This is a genomic window from Phenylobacterium sp. (assembly GCF_030651755.1).
In the GTDB taxonomy this organism is placed as follows: Bacteria; Pseudomonadota; Alphaproteobacteria; order Caulobacterales; family Caulobacteraceae; genus Phenylobacterium.
Map to the genome: position 1 here is coordinate 1 of NZ_JAUSBZ010000147.1, position 21755 is coordinate 21755.

The window sequence follows — 21755 nt, forward strand, 5'->3', positions numbered from 1 at the left end:
CAAAAACTTGCGCGAAGGTCAAATAGCTTCGATATGTTCCAGCGTTGAAAAAATTCTGGCGCTTTTGTGAAATGCGTCAGATGATCATTTTTGCTCACGGGTCAAAATCCCCACGACATAAGGGGATCGGCGCCAAGAGGGGGAAGGAAACCAATGTTGAAACGTACCTATTTTTGCGGCGGCTCGGTCATGGCCGTCGCCCTGGCCATGGGGGCCGCCGGAACGGCCGCCGCCCAGACTCAGGTCGAGGAAGTCGTCGTCACCGGCTCATTCATAGCCGGCACGCCGGAGGACGCCGCCCTGCCGGTGGACGTCCTGGGCAAGGCCGAACTTGAACGCCAGGGCTCGCCCAGCATCGTGCAGCTGGTGAAGACCATCAGCGCTTCGCAGTCGGCCATCGGTGAGAGCAACCGCTATAATGGCGGCGCGGGCACCGCGACCATCAACCTCCGCGGCCTCGGCTCGTCCCGCACCCTGGTGCTGATGAACGGCCGTCGCCTGGCCGATTCGACCCAGGCCGCCTTCCAGGGCGGCGGTCAGGATCTGGGCTTCGTCCCCACGGCCGCCATTGGCCGGGTGGAAATCCTGAAGGATGGCGCTGCGGCGACCTACGGCTCCGACGCCGTCGGCGGCGTGGTCAACTTCATCACCCGCAAGGATCTGAACGGCTTCGAGCTCAACGCCGACTACCTGTTCGTCGATGGGTCGGATGGGGACTACACCCTAGACCTCGCCTGGGGCTCGATTTTCGACCGCGGCAATGTGCTGGTCACCGCTGGCTATCGCCATCGTTCGCGCCTGGACATCAATGAACGCGATTGGGCTCGCACGCCCATGGACGCCGTCTACTACGGCGGCTGGTCCGGTTCTTCGAACCCGGGCTATTACGGCACGCCGGGCGGCACGACCTTCTTCCGGGACAATGGCTGTAACGAGCTTGGCGGCCAGTTGACCGCGGGCGTCGTGCCCACCAGCAACACCGCCACGGGCAGCGTCTGCCGCTTCCAGTTCTCGGCCTTTAACGACCTGGTGAACGAGGAAGACCACTACCAGCTCTATAGCGAGCTGAACTTCGACCTCACCGACAATGTGACCTTCCACGGCGAAGTGGCCTGGAAGCGCAGCGATGTGCCGAACCAGCGTCTGTCGCCGGCCAATCTGACCACCCAGTTCCCGACTCCGCGCACGGCGGGCGGCACCTCCGGTTCGACGGCGGTTCCTGGCTTCAACGGTCAGGTGCCTTATTTCGTCCCGGCCAACCACCCGGGCCTGATCGACCTGCGCACCAACTGCGCCGCCCCGCTCACCGCCGCCCAGTGCGCCGGTATGGCCGGCGGCGTGACCATGGCCAAGGCCTTCTGGCGCGCCATCGCCCATGCCGGCCACCCGACCAATGCGGACGGCGCCGACTACCAGGACATCCAGAACAACTCGTTCCGGGTGTCCGGCGGTTTCAAGGGGCAGTTTGACAACGGCATCGGCTGGGACGCGGCCCTGACCTACATGCAGGTCGAATCCACCGTCACGACCAATGACCTGCTGGTGAACCGCATCCAGCACGCCCTGAACGGCTTGGGCGGCCCGGGTTGTAATCCGGCCACCGGTACGCCGGGCGTCGGACCCTGCCAGTACTTCAACCCCTTCACCAACAGCATCGCGGTCAGCGCGGTGAACGGCGCCAACAACCCCTACTACCGGGGCGCGGCCAACCCGGCGGTGTTGAACAACCCGGCTCTGGTGGAGTGGATGTACGGCACCTACACCAACGTCAACACCAACAACCTGCTGGTGGCTGACCTGGTGTTCAATGGCCAGACGGGCATTGAACTGGGCGGCGGCGCCGTCGCTTGGGCGGCCGGCGGGCAGTTCCGCTACAGCCGCACAAGGGAGGACTGGGAAAACCTCGGCGACGTCCGTGCGACCCCTTGCGTTGACTCCATCGATGACGGCCTGCCGATCTGCTCGGATCCGGTCGGACCCTTCGTCTTCTTCGGCGCCCAGGAAGATCTGGATGTCGACCGTGACGTCGAGGCCCTGTTCGCCGAAGTCCGCCTGCCCTTCACCCAGGACTTTGAAGTCAGCGCCGCCATCCGCCATGAAATCTTCGGCGGACAGGTGGGCTCCACCACCAATCCGAAAATCTCGGCCCGCTGGCAGGCCACCGACTGGCTGGCCTTCCGGGCTTCGGCAGGCACCACCTTCCGGGCTCCTGGTCAGGCAGCGGTCTCGCCGGGCAGCAGCAAGGGCGTGGCCAACATTGGCGGCAGCTACCGCGCTGTCGTGACCAACAACAATCCGGGCCTGCAACCGGAGACGGCCAAGACCTACAATGTCGGCGTCCTGCTCAATACCGGCGCCTTCAAGGCCTCGGTGGACTACTTCAAGTTCGACTTCGAGGACGAGCTGGTTCTGGAGCCCACCCAGGCGATCTATGACTCCTTGAACTGCTCGAACGCCGCCATCGTCGCGCGCTTCATCTTCGACGGCGCCTGCTCGCCGGCGAATGTGATCAATGTGAGCCGCTTCGTGGTCAACGGTCCCTCGACCAAGACCTCGGGCCTCGATTTCAAGGCTCAGTACGACTTCGATGATTTCTTTGGCACCGACATGGTCGACGCCAGGGTCTCGATGGGCCTCGATGGCACCTACCTGCTGAGCTATGACCGCAGCGATTTCACCCTGTTTGGGGCGGACAATGTGGTCATCCAGCGGGCTCAGGACCGGGTTGGTCGTCACGAGCTGACTGGGGAGTTCTATTCCTATCCCCGGCTGCGGGCGACGGGCTTCATCAACGTCAATGGCGGCGCCTGGAACGTCCGCTACCAGCTGCAGTATCGTGAAGGCACCGAGCAGATCGGTCTGCCCTGCCCGGCCAGCGGCGCCAGCGCCGCCTGCCGTTACGATCGCGCCTCGGCCACCTTCATCAATGTGGGCAAGAGCGATGACTTCTGGCAGCACGACGTGAACGCGCAATACGAGCTGCCCTGGAACACCACCATCAGCGCCGGCATCCAGAACCTTCTGGATACCGACCCGCCCTTCGTGCAGTCGATGTACAACTACGACTACACCAACGGGAATCCGCTGGGCCGGACGTTCAAGATCGGCGTCAAGCAGCGCTTCTAAGGCGCTGTACCGCAAGCCCGGCGGCCTGGCCGCCGGGTTCGCAACCCTCATCGGCGTCGCCCCCGGGCGGCGCCGATTTTCTTTGGTGTCAGCCGCGACGCCGGGACCGCCCCTGCCGGTAGCCCTCTACGGCCGGCTGCCTGCGGGCAGGGCGTCGACCGCGGCCGGGGTCAGCTTACGCACCGCGCGCACCAGGCAGCGTTGTTCGCCCAGGGGCCCCGGCGAGATGATGGTCGCGTCGGCCCCGCGACAGACGCTGGAGCCTGAACGGGAAACCACGGCCAGCTTCTGAGCCCAGTCCATGTCGAGGCAGGGGGCGAACATCCGCATCTCATAGACGTCCCGAACCCCGACCCGCAGATAGAGGGTCTCGTTGTCCGGCGCGCTGAAGCCGCTGACGCTGCGGGTGAAAAAGCACTCCCGCCCGCCCGTGGCGGCGACTTCGCCCCCACCCGATGCGGCGGTCGGCGCGCAGGCGCTCACCGTGAGGGCGCCGACGGCCAGGGTCAAAACGAGCGCACGCATGATGGCCTCCGCAAGTGCTGGGGAGCGTCGAAGCTGCGCCCTGATCGTGGCGTCATTCGGGCCGCCCTCCAGCCCGCCTCAGGGCCCGTTGACGGAAGCGGTCAGGGTCGACCAGGGCCGCCATGTCCGCCGGCAGCGGCGAAGGGACTCCGGTGATCGCCGCCGCCACATGCTCAGCCAGCAGAGGCGCCAGGCAAAATCCCCGCGACCCCAGCCCGCCCAGCACATAGACTCCGTTTCCCATCCCCCCTGCGAGGGGCAGGCGATCAGGGGTCACCGCGCGGACAGAGGCGCGCCCCGACAGGCTCGCGGCGTGAACCTGAGCGGCCAGGTCCGGCAGCGCGGTCGCCAGGGTTTCCAGATTGCGCTGATGATCCCCGGGCCTCAGGCCTGAATCGGTGTCCTCGCGGTCGTGGGTCGCCCCAAACACAAGGCCCTCGGGGCTGGGCGCCGCATATCCGCCCCAGGCGACGCCGGAAGATGTCAGGTCTGCCGCCACGGAGATCTGCCCCCGCACGGCCTGCAGAGGGAGGCTTTCAACCAGCCGGACCGCCCCGTGTCCGGCGCAGACGACGACAGCCTCTCCCTGCCAGCACACGGCGCCATCGGTGGTGGTGAGCGCCCATCCCCCGTCCGTCGCCTCGATTTCGCCCAGGTCGGCGATGCTGACGGGGCCAAGCCAGGCCTCGAGGACAGCTGAAGGGCGCACCACGCAGGCGGCATGCTGCATCAGGCCCGTCCCGGCCGGCTCCCCGGCCCAGGCGGTGGACTGCATGGCGTCATGGAGCGTCAGGGCGCCTGGTTCAAACAGATCGGCCGCAGCGATTTTCGCAAATCGCTCAGGATCGCGGGATTGCTGAGCAAGCTGAAGCACCCCCCGCGACAAGATCGCCCCCGGGACTTCGCCATAGAGGGCGTTCGCCCGATCGAGGGCCTGGGCGAACAGCCCCGCAAGGGCGCCGAGGGCGGCGTCCAGGCGCGGCGTCACCAGGGCGGCGGGATTGCCGGAGGCGCCCGCGCCGGCGCCCTGGGCGTCGAACACCTGAACATCCACATCCAGGGCGCGCAGCGCCCGGGCCATGGCGGCGCCGGCTATGCCTGCCCCGATCACCGCCACCCGCGGTCGCGGCGCCTCGGTCGCAGCGGGGCTGTCCGAGCGCCAAGCCTCCAGGCGCTCGCGTTTGCGCCCATGTCCGGGACGTTTGGCCACCTCGAGGCCTGCCTCCTGCAGCCCCCGCCGCACGGCGCCGGCGACCGTAAAGGTGGCCAGACGGCCCCCCGGCGCGGTCCGCGCGGCGACCTTCTCCAAAACCTCACCTCGCCACATCTGCGGGTTCACCGCGGGCGAGAAGCCATCCAGAAACCAGGCGTCGGCCTGACCCGACCACCCTGCCAGGGCCGGGCCAGCCTCCATCACCGCCACGTCCAGACAGGCGTGCAGGTCAGCCAAGTCCACCCGATGAAACCCCCGCCGCCGCCCTGGCCAACGCCCGAGGAGACGCTCCTGCAAGGCGGCGAGTTCTGGCCAGGCTGAGAGGGCCTGGGCGGCGGCATGAGCCTCTATGGGGTGGGCCTCGATGGTGAAGATGTGCAGTCGACCTGCCGCCGGCCGGGTGCGCCGCCAGAGATCAAGCAGCGCCAGGATGTTCAGGCCCGTCCCGAAGCCAAGCTCGGCTACGGTGAAGTCGCGGCGTTCGGCCCAGCGCTCGGGCAGCCCGCATCCCTGGAGGAAGACCGCCCGTGATTCGGCCAGCCCATCCTCGGTGGAGAAGTAGACATCGCCATAGAGTCGCGAGCGGGGTTGGCCCTGGGCGTCCAGGATCAGGGGCGATTCGTCAGGGGAAGGGTCCGGGCGCGTCGAGGTCATCGCGACCATTGGCCCGCAGGTTGCAGCCCTGGCAACAGGGCGCAAAGCAAAAGGGCCGCCCCGGAGGGCGGCCCTTCATCGAAAACGCCGAGGCGTTTGCGAATAGCTTATTGAGCCGGGGCTTGAGCCGGGGCTTGGGCCGGAGCTTCAGCAGCCATGGCGTCAGCAGCGGCTTCACCAGCAGCTTCAGCAGCGGCGTCGGCGGTCGCGGCGGCGTCAACGGCCGTGTCGGCGGCAGCTTCGGCGGTCGCGGCTTCGGTGGTGGCTTCAGCAGCGGCTTCGTCGGCGGTTTCAGCAGCGGGCTGGCCGCAGGCGGCGACGGAGAGGGCGGCGACGGCGGCGCCGGCCACGAGCAGCTTGCGAAGAATTTCGGAGGTCATGTCTTGGTCCCCTGGAATGGAGGTTGATTGCGCCTGGCGCGGCCGCTGCTTAAGGCCCGGGGACCACAAGCGTCAGCATCACTGCGCAGTGCAGGAATATGCCGGTGTTCGGTCCGGGGGCAAGGGGGTAAATCACGCAGCCGTGATCACTTTTTTCGCGGCGCCCCCTCAGGCCCTTTCCTTTGGCCTTTTCGAGGCCACAATCAGCCCTCGGCCGGGATGGCCGAAAGGGCCTCTTCCAGCTCCAGGAAGCTGGGTTGGGCGCTGCTGGGCACATGACCGCGGCCGATCTCGACGGAGATCTGAGCCGCATTGCCGTGCAGGTGCGCCACCAGGACCGCCTGAATGATGTTGTCGAAGGAGGCCTCTTCCTCGACCACTGCGGTCAGGCGGGAGGCGATCGGCCCCACCATGCCGTAGGCCAGGAACACGCCCAGGAACGTGCCCACCAGGGCGCCGCCGATCATGCCGCCCAGGACTTCCGGCGGCTCGGTGATCGATCCCATGGTCTTGATGACCCCCAGCACCGCGGCCACGATGCCCAAGGCGGGCAGGCCATCGGCCATGGTCTGCAGGGCTTGCGCCGGGGCAAGCGCCTCATGGTGGTGCTTTTCGAGCTGCTTCTCCATGGCGTCTTCGACCTGGTGGGGATCTTCCAGGTTCATGGTCATCATCCGCAGGGTGTCGCAGATGAAGTCCACGGCGAAGTGGTCCTTGGTGATCTTTGGATAGCGCGAGAAGATCGTGCTCTCGCCGGGGTTCTCGATGTGGCTTTCCAGGGCGATGACGCCCTTGGACTTCATCGTCTTGGTCAGCAGAAAGAGCAGGGACAACAGATCGCGGTAGTCCGAGGCCTTCCATTTTGGACCACCAAAGGCCTTTCCGAAGCCCCCCAGGACCGCTTTGATGACTCCCATGGAATTGGCGATCAGAAAGGCGGCCACCGCCGCGCCGAGGATCGCCATCAGCTCATAGGGTAGGGAGTAGAGGATGATCCCCATCTTCCCGCCGGCGAGGATGTAGCTGCCGAACACCATGGCGAACAGCAGAACGATGCCGATGATCTGAAACATGACGACGAAGGGTCCCCGACTAATTCTGCCGGAGCATCGGGGTTAATGCTTAATGCCCGGTGAGCGGTAATCGCAATTGCCTGGGTGATCGGGCCGCATTAACAGCGAGCAGATGTCGGTCTCATCCCCCTTGCCCGTGGTGCTGCCCAAGCGGTCCTTCGCGATCATCTTCGGCGTGTCACTGGCCACCGCCATGGGCAATACGGGGTTGATCTCGGTTCTGCCGGCGATCGGCCGCTCCATCGGCATTCCCGACCCCCTGGTCGCGGCCGTCTTTTCCCTCTCGGCGCTGTTGTGGGCGTTTTCCTCGCCCTTCTGGGCGCGGGCCTCGGACCGTTACGGCCGGAAGCCTCTGATGCTGGTGGGCCTCACCGGGTTCATGGTCTCGATGATCTGCTGCGGCTTCGTCGTCAGCGCGGGTCTGCGTCACTGGGCGACGCCGATGGTGATCTTCGCCTTCTTCCTGTTCGCCCGGGCCCTGTTCGGTCTGTTCGGCGCAGCGTCCAATCCCGCCACCCAGGCCTATGTGGCCGAACACACGGCGCCGGAAAAGCGCACCCAGGCCATGTCCAGCCTGGCCGGCGCCTTTGGCCTGGGGACGGTGATTGGTCCCTTTCTGGCGCCCCTGCTGATCCTGCCCTTCCTGGGGCTGGCCGGCCCGCTCTTTGGCTTCGCCCTGATCGCAGGGGTCATGCTGGTGGTGGTCTATCGCTACCTGCCGGAGAGCCCCTTCGCCGGCGAGACCCGGGCGCGCACCGACGCCGAGGCCGAGGTCCGCAAGGCGAACCCTGGCGTGAAAGAAACGCCCATGTGGCGCGACCCTCGGATTACGCCCTTCCTGATCTATGGATTCCTGGTGGCCGCCTGCCAGACGGCTCAGGGCCAGACCCTGGGCTTCCTGATCATCGACAAGCTGGCCCTGTCCCCGGCCGCGGCCCAGGGCTTCATCGCCATCGCCATGATGTTCGGGGCCATGGCTGGACTGCTCGCCCAATGGGGCATCATCCGGATGTTCGAAATGACCCCCCGCCAGCTCCTGCGCTGGGGGGTGGCGGTGGCGGCCTTGGGCAATGTGATCGTCGCCTTCTCGCCGGACTATTGGTCCGTGGTGGCGGGCTATGCGATTTCCAGCCTGGGCTTCGGCTTCGCCCGGCCGGGCTTCACCGCCGGATCGTCCCTGGCGGTGAATATGGGCGAGCAGGCGCGGGTCGCCGGCGCGATCGCGGCGGTCAACGGGGTCAATGTGGTCCTGGCGCCGTTCTTCGTCTGGCTCTACCAGTTGATCCCCTGGGCGCCCTTCGCCCTTAACGCGGCCATCATGAGCGGGCTGTTCTACTACGCCTTCCGCAGCCCGCAGCTGCGCAACGCTGACCCCAAGCCGGCGACCCGGGCTGACGCCGCGATGGCGACCCTCGATCGTCGCGACGAGTCTGGCCAGTAGGGGAAGGCCTGAAGTGCGGGATCAGGGCTGGCTGGCGGCCTCGGTGCGCAGGCGGCGGACCATCTCCAGCGACAGATAGCCATCGGCCACGAGGCCGCGGCTGACCTGATAGTCGCGCAACGCCTTGCGGGTGTTGATGCCGACAATCCCGTCCGGCGTGCCTGGGTCAAAGCCCAGCAGGGCGAGGGCCCGCTGAGCGTCGCTGCGGTCGGTCAGCGCCAGCGGGGTTTCCTGCGGCCAGTTGCGCACCAGCTGGCCTTCGCCTCCCAGCCGCTGAGCCAGCAGGCCGACGCCCAGGGCGTAGGCGGTCGAGTTGTTGTAGCGCCGGATCATGAAGTGGTTGTGGAAGATCAGGAACAGCGGACCCCCGGCCCCAGACGGCGCGATCAGCTCAGCCGGCGCCTGCTGGTCAGCGGCGCTGAACGGCCGGCCGTCGGCCGCCCGCACCCCCCGCTCGGCCCACCAGGATGGAATCTCCCGCGGGCCTTCGGTCAGGGCGTAGTCGAAACCAGGCGGGGCCACCACCTCGCGGTGCCAGCTTTCGCCCCGTCGCCAGCCGGCCTTGGCCAGGAGGTTGGCGGCGGAGGCCAGGGCGTCGGCCGATGAGCCCCACAGGTCTCGGCGGCCGTCGCCGTCGCCGTCGATGGCTGTGGCGAGGAACGTGGTCGGGATGAACTGAGTCTGGCCCATGGCCCCGGCCCAGGACCCCACCAGGCGCGAGCGGGGGAACTCTCCTGAGCCGATGATCTTCAATGCGGCCATCAACTGATCTTCGGCGAACTCCCGCCGGCGTCCGTCAGCGGCCAGGGTCGCCATGGACCGGACGACATCGAAGTCGCCCAGTATGGCGCCAAAGCCGGACTCCAGCCCCCAGATGGCCACCAGCACATCCCGGGGCACGCCGAAGCGGCTCTCGATCTGGGCCAGGGCGGGCAAGGCGTCGCGCCTGCGGCGGCCAATAGCGATCCGGTCATCGGTGACCACGCCGTTGATATAGGCGCTGACCGGACGGGAAAACTCAGGCTGGCGCGAATCCAGGGCCGAGATCCGGTCATTGGGGGTCAGTCCCGCCAACTCCCGGTCCAGCAGGTCTGAGGGCAGGCCAGCCCGCACCGCCTTGACGTAAAAGCTCCGCAGCCAGGCGTCGAAGGTCGCGCTACCGGAGGGGGCCAGATTCACCACCGGCTCAGGCCGCTGCGGGGTCGGTGTGACCGGCCCCAGGCCCAAAGGCGGATTCAGGCTCGCGGCCGGGTCGGCGCAACCGGCCACTACAAGAACAAGGAAGGAGCGTCGATCCATCATCGAACCATAGGGCTCCCCGCCCTCCGCCTCAATCGCCATACGGCGCCCCGAAAATGAAAAGCCCCGGACCTGTTGGGCCCGGGGCTTGAGGCGCGACAGCCAGCCTGGTGGGGGGGATCGCAGGCTGACCGGCGCAGAGAAAAGGCGGCGAGGCCCCCGGTGGTTCCGCGCAGGGTCAGAGAACAGGAATATATGTAATGAGAATCATTAGCAATTATGTTGCGACCCCGCCCTCGGCTTGCTACTGCGAGCTAATCGCAAGTTTTGGGGGTTCTTCGGTCCATGCTCGGTTTCTCGCGCGGCGGTCTTCGCCGTGGCCTTTTCTCCTCTGTCTTTAGCCTTGGTTTGTGCTTCGGCGCCGGCGCGGCCGCCCAGGCGCCCAGCGCGGCGGACCAGGCCAGCGACGTGGTTGAGGTCGACCAGCTTGTGGTCACCGCCTCAGCCTTTGAGCGCAAGATCGTCGACGCCCCGGCCTCGGTGACGGTCATCACCCGTGAGGCGTTGCAGACCAAGCGTTTCTCGAGCCTGGCCGAGGCCCTGGCGGACGTGGAGGGCGTTGATGTCGGGGACGGCGTCGGCAAGACCGGGGGACTGAACATCTCCATCCGCGGCATGCCCAGCGACTATACCCTGGTGCTGGTGGATGGACGCCGCCAGAACGCCGCCGGCAATGTGACGCCCAATGGGTTTGGCGAGACTTCCACCAGCTTCATGCCGCCCACCTCGGCCATCGAACGGATTGAGGTCGTCAGGGGGCCGATGTCGACCCTCTATGGCTCCGACGCCATGGGCGGGGTGGTCAACATCATCACCCGGCGGATCGGCGATCGCTGGCGGGGGACGACCACCGTCCAGGGGACCCTGCAAGGCGATGATCAGTTCGGAGCCACCTACGGCGCCGAGGCCTATGTGGATGGCCCTCTGGTGGCCGATGTCCTGGGGCTCGCCCTACGCGGCGGGATCTTCAAGCGCGAGGCTTCGGACCTGTCCTATGTGGACGCCAACGGCCAGCCGATCGAGGTGTCTAAGCGTGGTCCGAGCCCTGTCGAAGCCGATATCTGGACGCTCGGGGGCCGGCTGAGCCTGGCCGCCGGTCCTGACCATGATCTGTGGCTGGACGTCGATGTGGCCGAGCAGACCTATGACAACTCCGACAGCCAGCTCGGAACGGGCACGGTTCAGGGAGGATATGGCCCTGAGCTACGGTTCGAGCGCGAACAGTATGGCCTAGCCCATGACTGGCGCTCGCCCATCGGTCTGATCACCTCCGATGTCGTGCGCAATGTGACCACCACGATCGGCCGGACCATTCCTCCGGGCACGCCGGGCAAGACCGCTGGCGATCCCCGGACGCTGGAAGCTGTCAACACCATCTTCAACACCCGACTGGCCACCGAGGTTGGACGTCACGCCTTCACGCTGGGCGGCCAGTGGTGGGAGGCCGAGATGGTCGACGGGGTCGCCGTCGACACCTATGAGCACACCCAGTGGGCGGTCTTCGCCGAGAACGAGTGGCGCCTGCTGGACAATCTGGCCCTCACGCTCGGGGTGCGCCACGACGACCACTCCACCTTCGGGGGGCAGACGAGTCCGCGAGCCTATCTGGTCTGGACCGTCAATGAGGCGTGGACGGTGAAGGGGGGCCTGAGCCGCGGGTTCAAGACCCCGCGTCTGGACCAGATCGCCTCTGGCATCACCGGCTTCACCGCCCAGGGCACGGTGCCTTCCATCGGCACGCCGACCCTGCAGCCGGAAACCAACACCACCGCCGAACTCGGTGTCTATTTCGACAATGGCGCCGGCTTCAACGCCAACCTCACCGTGTTCAACAGTGAGTTTGAAAACAAGATCGCCTCGGGGGCCGGCGTTCCGAACTGCTCTTTTGCGACCAGCCCCAATCGTCCAGGCTGCGTGGACTATGGCAACTTCCCCCGGGTCGACCTCTACGGCCAGACGGTGAATATTGACGAGGCCGTCACCCGTGGCGCGGAGGTTGCGGCCCGTTACGGGCTCAGTGAGGCCTGGACGGTTTCAGCCAACTACACCTACACCGAGAGCGAACAGAAAAGCGGGCCCTCGGCCGGCCAGCCCCTGGTCAACACCCCTGAGCACATGCTGAACGGCTCGGTCCGCTGGCGCGCCACCGACCGACTGAACGCCTGGCTGAGGACCGAGGTGCGCTCCGAGCGCTACCGCGGCGCCGGCGCGGCTCAGACCGCCCTTGGCGACTACAAGGGCTACAGCCTGTTCCATCTCGGCGGCAGCTACCAGGTGGCCGAGAACGTCCGTCTCAACGCCACGATCTACAATCTGTTCGACAAGGACTTCGTGTCCTACCTCCCCTACGCCAACGGCGCGGCGACGGCCTATGCCGCCGAATATGCGATCAATCAGGAGCCCCGGCGGCTCTGGGTCTCGGTGAATGTCGACTTCTGAACGACTGGGGGCTTCGGCGGCGGGGCATGACGCCGCCGAGGCCCGGGCTCGGGCCAAGCGCCAGGCCCAGAGGCGAGCGGGCTTCCTGCGCCAGATCCTGCGCTGGCACTGGATCAGCGCGGCCATCTGCCTGATCGGCATGCTGCTGTTCGCCATCACCGGCATCACGCTCAACCATGCCGGCTCGATCCCCGCCACGCCGCGGGTGACGGAGCGGACGGCTGAGCTTCCGCCCAGTCTCCTCCCGCTGCTCCAGGCGGCCGAGGCGGACGGGACGGCCTTGCCACAACCGGTGCGGGCCTGGATCGGCGAAGCGCTGAAGGTGCGTGTGCCAGCCGACGCCCAGCCCGAATGGTCCCCTGGCGAACTCTATCTGGCCCTGCCGCGTCCCGGAGGAGACGCCTGGCTGACCCTCGACACCGCCGCTGGCGAGGCGATCTATGAGCGCACCGACCGGGGCGTGGTCGCCTACCTCAATGACCTGCACAAGGGCCGCAACACCGGGACAGCCTGGATGTGGTTCCTCGACATCTTCGCCATCGGTTGCGTGGTCTTCTGCGTCACCGGCCTGATCCTGCTGCAGCTGCACGCCCATGCCCGCCGGTCCACCTGGCCCCTGGTGGGGGCAGGCCTGATCATCCCGCTGCTGCTCGCCCTGCTCTTCATTCACTGAACGGATCGTCACCCATGCGCCGTCTTGCTTCCGCCGCCGTTCTCACCGGCCTGATGGCTTCGCCGGCCGCCGCCGCCGAGCTGAACCTCAGCGTGGAGATTCCCCGTCTGTCGGTGGCCGAGTACCACAACCCCTATGTGGCCATCTGGGTGGAGACGCCTGACCAGACGGCGGTGAAGACCCTGGCGGTCTGGTACGACCTCAAGCTCAAGAACCGAGAAGGCGAAACCTGGCTCAAGGACATGCGCCAGTGGTGGCGTCGCGCCGGGCGGACCATGACCCTGCCGGCCGATGGGATCAGCGGCGCCACCAGGGCGCCTGGCCGTCACCAGGTGAAGTTCGTCGGCGGCCAGGCGCCGCTGGGGACCCTGCCGGCGGGTCAGTACAATCTGGTGGTCGAGGCCGCCCGGGAAGTCGGCGGCCGGGAAATGGTCCGCATCCCCTTCCAATGGCCGCCCAAGGCCCCCGCAACTGGCCAGGCCAAGGGGGCGAGCGAACTCGGCGCCGTGACCCTGGCCGTGAAACCCTGATTCAATCTGAGACCCGGAGAGACGCGCCATGAAGACCCTGCTTCGTCCCCTCTGCGCCGCTGCGGCGCTCACCGCCATGCTGGCCGCCCCCATGGCCGCCCAGGCCCATCGCCAATGGATGCTGCCGTCCATGACCGTCATGTCGGGGAATGATCCCTGGATCACCGTGGATGCGGCGGTGTCCAACGATCTTTTCATCTTCGAGCATGTCCCCATGCGTCTCGACGGCCTGGTGATCACCGGCCCGGATGGGGCCGCTGTCGCCCATCAGAACGCCGCCACGGGCAAGTACCGCACCACCTTTGATCTCCATCTGGCCAAGCCCGGCACCTACCGCATCGCCAGCGTCGGCGACGGAGTCATGGCCTCCTACAAGCTGGGCGGAGAGCAAAAGCGCTGGCGTGGAGCGCCCGCAGAGCTCGCCACCGCCATCCCGGCCGGGGCGACGGAGGTGAAGATCACCCACTCCCAGCGTCGCATCGAGACCTTCGCCACCGCTGGCGAGCCGACGACGGAGGCTCTGAAGCCCACGGGCCAGGGCCTGGAGCTGGCGCCGATCACCCATCCCAACGACCTGGTCGCCGGCGAGACGGCGCAGTTCCGGTTGCTGCTGGACGGGCAGCCGGCGGCGGGGGTCGAGGTGGCGGTAATCCGGGGCGGCGGCCGCTATCGCAACGATCCCGGTGAGATGAGCCTGACCACGGCCGCTGACGGCCTGCTGGAGATCACTTGGCCAGAGCCTGGCATGTACTGGATGGAGGCTGAACTGCGCGGCGGCAAGAGCCCCATCGAGGGCGCCGAGCGCATGGCGGTCTATGTGGGCACCCTGGAAGTCCTGCCGGACTAGGGCGCTTGCACGCTCCGCCGCCGGGCGCCCGGGTCGCTGTTCCCTTAAGTCTGCCGGCGGGTCTTAGCCCCCCGCCGCGCGGTCTCGACATAGAGGCCTCGGGCCTCGCCATGGGCGTGACCTGGACCTTGAGGGCCGTCACCCTGCCTGGGCTGGGGCCAGAGGTCCTGGCCCGCACGGTCCAGGGGCGGCTGGACGCCGTGGTGGCGGAGATGAGCACCTGGGAGCCGTCCTCCCACATCAGCGCGTTCAACCGGGCGCCGGCGGGCGCCTGGTTGGACCTGCCCGAGGGCTTTGCGCGGGTCATGGCCTGCGCCTTGGAGGTGGCCGCCCTGGGGCAGGGGGCCTTTGATCCCACCCTCGGGCGGCTCACCGATCTCTGGGGCTTTGGCCCTGCCGGTCCGGTCCAGGCGCCCCCGCCTTCCGCCCTGATCGAAGAGGCCCTGGCGAGCGCCGGCTGGCGGCGCCTGGAGTTCGACGCCCGACAGGGACGATTGCGCCAGCCCGGCGGCCTGGCCCTTGATCTGTCGGGGATCGCCAAGGGGTTTGGGATCGACCTGGCGGCCCGCGCCCTACTGCGCCTGGGCGTGCGTCACTTCCTGCTGGAGGTGGGCGGCGAACTGCGCGGCGAGGGACTCAAGCCCGACGGCTTGCCCTGGTGGGTGGCCCTCGAGCGCCTGGAAGGGGAGGCCGCCGGCCACACGCCGGTGGTGCTGGCCCTGTGCGGCCAGGCAGTGGCGACGTCCGGCGACTACCGCCGCTACATGATCCACAAAGGCCAGAGGCTGGCCCACACGCTCGATCCCCGCACCGGGACGCCCAGTGAGCGCGGCGTGGCCTGCGTCAACGTCCTGCACGGCGAGGCCATGGTCGCCGACGCCTGGTGCACCCTTTTGTCCGTCCTGGGCGCTGAGGCGGGCCTTGAGCTCTGCGCCGCGCATGGGGTCGCGGCGCGATTCCTTGTCCACACGAAAAAGGGCCTGGAAGAGCGGCTCTCGCCAGCCTTCCAGGCCCTCCTCGACGACTAGAAGCGCGAGCGGCTAGACCAGCTCAGACGGCTTGATCCCCAACTCCTTGAGCAGGGGCTCGGCATAGTCCACCCGGCCGGTCATGGTCTTCGCATCGGCCTTGGCTAGCTGATAGACGGCCTCGGCGATGAACTCGATGGGCTGCACCCGGTCCTTGGTCTGTTCGTTGATCAGCCCGTGAACGGCGACGCCGGGGGTGTCCACGAGGCCCGGCGAGACCACGTTGACCGCGATCCCGTCCCCCTGAACCTCGGACGCCAGGCCCGTGGTGAACCGCTCGAGGGCCGCCTTGCAAAGCCCATAGACCGTACCGCCGCGGCCGCCGCTATAGGGTTGCTTCGGGTGAATGCCGGCCGGGGACGAGATGTTGACGATGGAGCCCCAGCCCTTGGCGCGCATGCCGGGCATGACCAGCTGGGCCAGGTGGAAGGGCGCATAGACCTGCACCTCCATCATCAGCTTGAAGCGTTTCTCGGTGAAGTCCTGCACCGGCATGAAATAGGTGATGGCGGCGTTGTTGATCAGGATGTCGATCGGGCCGAAGGCGGCTTCCGCCTCCTCCACCAGCCGCTCGCGCTCGGACGCCTGGGCGAGATCGGCCTTGACCAGGACCGCCTCGGCGCCGGCCGCCTTTAGGCGCTCGACCGTGTGGGCCAGGGTGCCGGGCAGGCGGCTCTCGCCCTCCTGGGCGGTGCGGGCCGAGACGACGACCCTGGCGCCTTCCATGGCCAGGCGCGCGGCGATGGCCTCGCCGATGCCTCGGCTGGCGCCGGTGACCAGGGCTGTCTTGCCCTTCAGGGTTCCGTTCGGATTAATGGTCGCAGACATAATGAATGATCCTCCCATGACTTTCTTCTTATGGGAGGAAGCCTCGCGCCTTTGGGCCAGCGCCGCAAGCCAGACCGGACGATAGCCCCACGCCCCGTTGACTCCGCAAGGCGTGGCCCGTATATGCGCCGGCTCTGTTGGTAACCCTCTGAAGGACGGCGCGCGGCGACGCGCGATGACAAGCTCATGAAGGTCAGAAGCTCGCTGAAGTCGCTGAAGACGCGCCACCGCGACTGCAAGCTCGTTCGCCGCAAGGGCGTGGTCTACGTCATCAACAAGACGGACCCGCGCTTCAAAGCCAAGCAGGGCTAAGCGCGGCCGGCGCCCGGAGATGCCCAAGGCGGTTCTCTGGGATATCGGCAACGTCGTGGTCCGCTGGGACCCGCGGACGCTCTATGCGAAGATATTTGAGGAGCCGGCCGATCTGGACCGGTTCCTTTCGCATGTCTGCACCATGATCTGGCATGTGAACCACGACCTCGGCGTCACCTTCGCGGAGAACCGCGAGGAACTGATCGAGCGCTTTCCCCAGTACGAGGCAGAAATCCGCGCCTGGGAGAGCCGGTGGTGGGAGATGTTCTCCGGAACCATCCCGCAGACCGAAGAGGCCATCGAGGCCCTCCACGCGGCCGGCGTGCCGCAGTTTGGCCTGACCAACATGTCCCACGAGGTGTTTGACGGGGTCATCGCCATGAGCCCGGCCTTTGCGCGCCTGGAAGGCTATGTGGTTTCGGCCGAAGAAAAGCTGATCAAGCCTGACCCGCGCATCTACGCCATCGCCTGCGAGCGGTTCGGCCATGCGGCCGGTGACATCCTGTTCGTGGACGACAGCGCCGCCAATATCGCCGCAGCCCAGGCCTTCGGCCTCCAGACCCACCACTTCACCGACCCCGCCGCCCTGCGTCCGGCCCTTGAGGCCCACGGCCTGCTCTGAGGGCCTGTGTCCTCCGGGCCCAAACCGGCCTCTGACGGATTTCGTTCGCCGCCGATGCGCGGTAGGGTCCGCCGCTTCAAACCACCCTCGACTCGGAAGACGCTTTTCCCATGGCTGACGACAGCGCCCACATCGACATTCTCAACACCACCGCCCAGGGGCAGCTGAAGAGCATCATCGAGCGGATCGAGCGGCTGGAGCTGGAAAAGTCCGAGGTGGCCGAGCAGATCAAGGAAGTCTTCGCCGAGGCCAAGGGCAACGGCTTCGACGTCAAGGTGCTGCGCAAGGTGGTCCGCCTACGCAAACAGGACCGCGCCAAGCGGCAGGAGGAAGAGGCCATCCTCGACCTCTATCTCTCGGCGCTCGGAGAGATTTGAAGCGTAAGGCTCCAGATCCCCGGGCCCAGGCCCAGCGGGCGGCGCTGAACGCGCTCAAGCGCGCCCGGCGTGAGGCCGCGCGCACCGGCGTCGAGCTTTCCGACTGGGAGGGCGAGTTCCTGGGTTCGGTGGAGGACCGGGTGAAGACCTATGGCCGCGCCTTCGGCGATCCCGAAAAGGGCGCGCCGGGCCAGGCCCTCTCGGCCCTGCAGCATCGCAAGCTCAAGGAAATCTCGGCCAAGGCCAAGGGCGAAAAGCCGCCCATGGCCCGCCGCGGCTTCGGCCGCAAATCGCGCGAGTCGGAGGATTGACCCCCGGGTCCATAGCGCCGCAGGCGCAATAAAACAGGGACACGAAGGACACAAAGGCCTCTTCGTGCTCTTTGCGCCTTCTTCGTGTCCTTCGTGTCCCTGCTTTTTTGCGCTGACGCGCAAAGGGCAGAGCGCCCTCAGGCCGCTTCGGTCTCGCCGTCCTCGACGCCGCTGATTACCCCGTCCAGGCCCTGTTCGCGGACCTTGCGGTAGAGGGTGGAACGGCCGATGCCGAGGCGCCGGGCGACCTCGCTCATGTGGCCGGCATAGATCTCGATGGCCAGCTGGATCAGGTCGCGCTCGATGTCCTCCAGCGTGCGCAGGTGGCCGCGCTCATCAAGGATCCGCACCGGGGCGTCCTTGGGCAGTTCGGCCATAAGCTCCCGGGCGGCTTGCGGTGATATGGCCGAGGGAGCCAGGGGCGCAGGCGCCGGTTCAGCCTCAGGGGGCGGGGCGACGACGCCAGAGATGGCGGGGAAGTCGAAGGGCTGCAGATAGGGCGAGTCCGACAGGACGATGGCCCGATAGACCGCATTCTCCAGCTGGCGGACATTGCCCGGCCAGTCGTGGGCCAGGAGGTGCTGCAGGGTCTCGGGCGCGCAGCCGATCACCTTCTTGCCCTCTTCCACATTGAAGCGGCGGATGAAGTGCTCGACCAGGGCGGGGATGTCGTCCTTGCGCTCGCGCAGGGACGGGGCCTCAATGGGGAAGACGTTGAGCCGGTAGAACAGGTCCTCGCGGAAACGGCCTTCGGACACGGCCAGGGACAGGTCGCGATTGGTCGCCGAGACGATGCGCACATCGACCTTCACCGAGCGCTTGGCGCCGACGGGGTCGATCTCGCTCTCCTGCAGGGCGCGCAGCAGCTTGACCTGGATGTCCAGGGGAAGCTCGCCGACCTCGTCCAGGAACAGGGTGCCTCCGCTGGCCTCCAGGAACTTGCCCAGATGCTTGTCGGTGGCGCCGGTGAAGCTGCCCTTTTCGTGACCGAACAGGATGGATTCCACCAGGTTTTCCGGCAGAGCGCCGCAATTGACCGCCACGAAGGGCTTGCCGGCCCGGTCTGACGACCCGTGCAGGGCCCGGGCGATGACCTCCTTGCCGACGCCGCTCTCACCGGTGATCAGGATGGGGATGGTCGACTTGGCCGCCCGTTCCCCCATGCGCTTGACCAGAGTCATGGGGCCCGACGATCCCACCATGTCTGCGAAGGTGAAGCGGCCGGTCTTGTGTTTCTTCAGGCGGTCCACTTCGCCCCGCAGGTCGCCCATGGACAGCGCATTGCGGATGGAGACGATGATCCGCTCGGGGCTGGCGGGCTTGACGAAGAAGTCGCAGGCGCCGGCCTGCATGGCCTGGACGACGGTGTCGATGCTCCCCTGGGCGGTGACCACGATCACCGGCTGATGGAAGCCGCGGGCGCGCATCTCCTTCAGGGTGTCCTGACCCGACAGGCGGGGCATGACCAGGTCCAGCAGAATCAGGTCGACCTTGGCTCCGGCCATCAGGTGGGAGATGGCCGCATCGCCGGATTCAGCGTGCGCTACGGCGAAGCCCTCGCGCTCCAGGACCGCCTGGATCAACCTGCGCTGGGTCGGATCATCATCGACGACAAGGACCATCTTGGTCATTTGAAGACACCACCTGTACCGGACGCCCACCTCTACGGGCGGGGCTCATTTGTCACGGATTGATACAGGTCGTCGGTAAAGGCGGGGTTTCGCAGACCTGAGTCAGGGGTTAACGGCGAAGGCTTGACCATGCCCCGCCCCGGGTCCCTGATGGGCCTCGCCCTGGGGAGGGACCGATCATGTTCGTGGGCCACTACGCCGCCGCCATCGCCGCCAAGGCGATCGAGCCTCGCGGGCCGCTCTGGGCCTATGCGCTGGCCGCCCAACTGGTGGATGTGGGCTGGGGCGCCCTCATCATCACGGGGGTCGAGCGGTTCTCCGTCGATCCGGACCTGCCCGGCAGCGCTCTGGTGCTCGAACATATGCCCTACACCCATTCCCTGCCCGCGGCGGCGGCCTGGTCTGTGCTGGGCGCCCTGGCTGCAAGGCTCTTCCTGCGGCTCCCCTGGATGGCGGCGATCATGGTTGGCGCGGTGGTGTTTTCTCACTGGCTGCTGGATTTCCTGGTCCACCGGCCGGATCTAGCCCTGTGGTTCGGCGGGCCAAAGGTCGGGCTGGGGCTGTGGGACTATCCCGTACCGGAGCAGGCCATTGAGATCGGCCTGATCGCGATGGCCGGCGCCGCCTGGGCCTGGAGCCGCGGGCGCCAGGGGCTTGGCCCCATCTCCGCCCCGGCCTTCATCGGCTTTCTCGTCGCCCTGCAGATCATCGCCATGCTGTTGCCGGCCGATGGCGATCCGGTGGGGACAGGCGTGTCCGCCATCGGCGCCTTCCTCGCCGTGACCCTGGCGGCGGCCTTCGCCGATCGCCCCGCTCGCCCACCGGTCGGGTGAGGCGAAGGATTTGCCACAGGGGCCGGGGCGGCCATAGTAGCGCTCAAGGGCCGGAAACACGGCCAGGCCGGGGAGGGCCGTCATGCAAATCAAGTTCACTCTGATCGCGCTCGGCTGCGCGGCTCTGCTCAGCGCCTGCCAGGAGACACCAGGTCCCAAGGATGTGGACCAGGCCCGCCTGGAGGCCGCAGAAGGGAACGCCGAGTGGCTCTCCTATGGCCGGTCCTATTCTGAGCAGCGGTTCAGTCCGCTGACCCAGATCAACACCGAATCGGTGGGGGAGCTGGGCCTCGCCTGGTCCTACGAATTCGACACCGACCGGGGCCAGGAGGCCACGCCGATCGTCAAGGACGGGGTGCTCTACACCACCACGGCCTGGTCCAAGGTCTATGCCTTCGATGCGGCCACCGGGGCGCTGAAATGGTCTTACGACCCCAAGGTGGCCGGAGAAAAGGCCTTCGACGCCTGTTGCGACGTGGTCAATCGCGGGGTCGCGGTCTGGGGCGGCAGGGTCTATGTGGGCGCCCTCGACGGCCGCCTGATCGCGCTGGACGCCGCCACCGGCGCAGAGGCCTGGTCGGTTCAGACCACGGACACCGCCAAACCCTACACCATCACCGGCGCCCCCCGGGTGGTGAAGGGCAAGGTGCTGATCGGCAATGGCGGCGCCGAATATGGCGTGCGCGGTTATCTGTCGGCCTATGACGCCGAGACGGGCGCCCTGGTCTGGCGCTTCTTCACCGCCCCCAATCCCGATGGCCAGCCGGACGGCGCAGCTTCGGACGCCATTCTGGCGGAGAAGGCGGCCGGCACCTGGTTCGGCGAGGGCTGGAAGGCCACCGGCGGCGGGGCCACGGTCTGGGACTCCATGGCCTACGACCCCAAGCTCGACCTGCTCTATGTGGGCGTCGGCAACGGGACACCCTGGAACCATGAGAAGCGTTCCGACGGCCAGGGCGACAACCTGTTCGTCTCCTCGATCCTGGCGCTCAAACCCGACACCGGCCAGTACGTCTGGCACTACCAGACCACGCCCGGCGAGAGTTGGGACTATACGGCCACCCAGCACATCATCCTCTCGGACCTGACCATCGAGGGTCAGACACGCCAGGTGCTGATGCAGGCCCCGAAGAACGGCTTCTTCTATGTGCTGGACCGGGCGACCGGCGAGCTGATCTCGGCTGAGCCCTATGTGCCCATCACCTGGGCCACCGGCGTAGACAAGGCCACGGGCCGGCCGATCGAAACCCCAGGCGCCCGCTATAAGGACGGCCCCGTCCTGCAGATCCCGGCCCCCTTCGGCGCGCACAACTGGCACCCCATGGCGTTCAACCCGCAGACGGGGCTGGTCTATATCCCGGCTCAGGTCGTGCCCTTCGCCTATGTGGATGATCCTGCCTACAAGCATCAGCCGGGGGCCTGGAACATCGGCACAGGCTTTCTGGCCAACGCCCTGCCGGACGACGCCGCCCAGATGGCCGGGCTGAAGGCGATGGTGAGGGGCCAGTTGATCGCCTGGGACCCGGTGGCCCAGAAGGCCCGCTGGACCGTGGAGCATCCCTTCTTCTGGAACGCTGGCGTCCTGACCACGGCCGGCGGCCTGGTCTTCCAGG

The 21755-nt window shown here is 67.1% G+C and carries 20 protein-coding genes; 13 read left to right on the forward strand and 7 right to left on the reverse strand.

Annotated features, from left to right (window positions below; translation table 11 throughout):
- Positions 1–153 precede the first annotated feature (153 nt).
- Entirely contained in the window at positions 154–3126 is a 2973-nt protein-coding gene (locus Q7V15_RS14145) for a TonB-dependent receptor domain-containing protein (protein ID WP_304756362.1), read from the forward strand.
- 126 nt (positions 3127–3252) lie between these two features.
- Here Q7V15_RS14145 and Q7V15_RS14150 read toward each other — a convergent pair whose 3' ends face one another.
- The 4 genes from Q7V15_RS14150 to motA all read right to left on the reverse strand — a co-directional run bounded on the left by Q7V15_RS14150 (position 3253) and on the right by motA (position 6971).
- Positions 3253–3651, reverse strand: coding sequence for a DUF6491 family protein (locus tag Q7V15_RS14150; protein ID WP_304756363.1), 399 nt, complete (start codon positions 3649–3651; stop codon positions 3253–3255).
- A 52-nt stretch (positions 3652–3703) separates the two neighbouring features.
- Positions 3704–5518 (reverse strand): FAD-dependent 5-carboxymethylaminomethyl-2-thiouridine(34) oxidoreductase MnmC, encoded by a 1815-nt coding sequence (gene mnmC, locus Q7V15_RS14155; RefSeq protein WP_304756364.1) that lies wholly within the window; start codon positions 5516–5518, stop codon positions 3704–3706.
- Positions 5519–5625: 107 nt separating this feature from the next.
- Entirely contained in the window at positions 5626–5898 is a 273-nt protein-coding gene (locus Q7V15_RS14160; protein ID WP_304756365.1) for a hypothetical protein, read from the reverse strand.
- A gap of 203 nt (positions 5899–6101) precedes the next feature.
- Complete coding sequence (gene motA, locus Q7V15_RS14165) at positions 6102–6971, reverse strand: flagellar motor stator protein MotA (protein ID WP_304756366.1); 870 nt, start codon at positions 6969–6971, stop codon at positions 6102–6104.
- Between the two features lie 112 nt (positions 6972–7083).
- Between motA and Q7V15_RS14170 the strand changes: the two genes are divergently transcribed.
- Entirely contained in the window at positions 7084–8412 is a 1329-nt protein-coding gene (locus tag Q7V15_RS14170; RefSeq protein ID WP_304756367.1) for an MFS transporter, read from the forward strand.
- Between the two features lie 21 nt (positions 8413–8433).
- Here the strand turns inward: Q7V15_RS14170 and Q7V15_RS14175 are convergent, their stop codons facing one another.
- Entirely contained in the window at positions 8434–9753 is a 1320-nt protein-coding gene (locus Q7V15_RS14175; RefSeq protein WP_304756368.1) for a lytic murein transglycosylase, read from the reverse strand.
- 243 nt (positions 9754–9996) lie between these two features.
- Here Q7V15_RS14175 and Q7V15_RS14180 point away from each other — a divergent pair, with 243 nt between their 5' ends.
- The 5 genes from Q7V15_RS14180 to Q7V15_RS14200 all read left to right on the forward strand — a co-directional run bounded on the left by Q7V15_RS14180 (position 9997) and on the right by Q7V15_RS14200 (position 15228).
- Positions 9997–12150: a TonB-dependent receptor domain-containing protein gene (locus Q7V15_RS14180; RefSeq protein ID WP_304756369.1), complete on the forward strand. Its 2154-nt coding sequence runs from the start codon at positions 9997–9999 to the stop codon at positions 12148–12150.
- On the forward strand, positions 12137–12823 hold the full coding sequence (locus tag Q7V15_RS14185) for a PepSY-associated TM helix domain-containing protein (RefSeq protein ID WP_304756371.1): 687 nt from the start codon (positions 12137–12139) through the stop codon (positions 12821–12823). Before Q7V15_RS14180 ends, Q7V15_RS14185 begins: the two co-directional genes overlap by 14 nt.
- Positions 12824–12837: 14 nt before the next feature.
- Complete coding sequence (locus tag Q7V15_RS14190) at positions 12838–13353, forward strand: DUF2271 domain-containing protein (protein ID WP_304756372.1); 516 nt, start codon at positions 12838–12840, stop codon at positions 13351–13353.
- Positions 13354–13381: 28 nt separating this feature from the next.
- Positions 13382–14200, forward strand: coding sequence for a DUF4198 domain-containing protein (locus tag Q7V15_RS14195; protein ID WP_304756373.1), 819 nt, complete (start codon positions 13382–13384; stop codon positions 14198–14200).
- A gap of 110 nt (positions 14201–14310) precedes the next feature.
- The gene (locus tag Q7V15_RS14200; RefSeq protein WP_304756374.1) at positions 14311–15228 is read left to right on the forward strand and encodes an FAD:protein FMN transferase; all 918 of its coding nucleotides are present in this window, start codon (positions 14311–14313) and stop codon (positions 15226–15228) included.
- 12 nt (positions 15229–15240) lie between these two features.
- On the opposite strand, the gene Q7V15_RS14205 is transcribed toward Q7V15_RS14200, so the two are convergent.
- Positions 15241–16056, reverse strand: a complete 816-nt coding sequence (locus Q7V15_RS14205; RefSeq protein WP_304756375.1) for an SDR family NAD(P)-dependent oxidoreductase — start codon at positions 16054–16056, stop codon at positions 15241–15243.
- Between the two features lie 186 nt (positions 16057–16242).
- Between Q7V15_RS14205 and ykgO the strand changes: the two genes are divergently transcribed.
- From ykgO to Q7V15_RS14225, 4 genes are all read left to right on the forward strand, one after another.
- Positions 16243–16368: a type B 50S ribosomal protein L36 gene (gene ykgO / locus Q7V15_RS14210; protein ID WP_056023006.1), complete on the forward strand. Its 126-nt coding sequence runs from the start codon at positions 16243–16245 to the stop codon at positions 16366–16368.
- Positions 16369–16387: 19 nt separating this feature from the next.
- On the forward strand, positions 16388–16990 hold the full coding sequence (locus tag Q7V15_RS14215; RefSeq protein WP_304756377.1) for an HAD family phosphatase: 603 nt from the start codon (positions 16388–16390) through the stop codon (positions 16988–16990).
- A 110-nt stretch (positions 16991–17100) separates the two neighbouring features.
- Entirely contained in the window at positions 17101–17367 is a 267-nt protein-coding gene (locus Q7V15_RS14220; RefSeq protein WP_300572905.1) for a DUF2312 domain-containing protein, read from the forward strand.
- Entirely contained in the window at positions 17364–17678 is a 315-nt protein-coding gene (locus Q7V15_RS14225) for a hypothetical protein (RefSeq protein WP_304756379.1), read from the forward strand. The genes Q7V15_RS14220 and Q7V15_RS14225 overlap by 4 nt, the downstream gene beginning before the upstream one ends.
- Before the next feature lie 137 nt (positions 17679–17815).
- Here the strand turns inward: Q7V15_RS14225 and Q7V15_RS14230 are convergent, their stop codons facing one another.
- Entirely contained in the window at positions 17816–19309 is a 1494-nt protein-coding gene (locus Q7V15_RS14230; RefSeq protein WP_304756380.1) for a sigma-54 dependent transcriptional regulator, read from the reverse strand.
- 179 nt (positions 19310–19488) lie between these two features.
- Between Q7V15_RS14230 and Q7V15_RS14235 the strand changes: the two genes are divergently transcribed.
- Entirely contained in the window at positions 19489–20142 is a 654-nt protein-coding gene (locus tag Q7V15_RS14235; protein WP_304756381.1) for a metal-dependent hydrolase, read from the forward strand.
- An 82-nt stretch (positions 20143–20224) separates the two neighbouring features.
- A partial coding sequence (locus Q7V15_RS14240; RefSeq protein ID WP_304756382.1) for a PQQ-dependent dehydrogenase, methanol/ethanol family occupies positions 20225–21755 on the forward strand: 1531 nt, incomplete at its 3' end.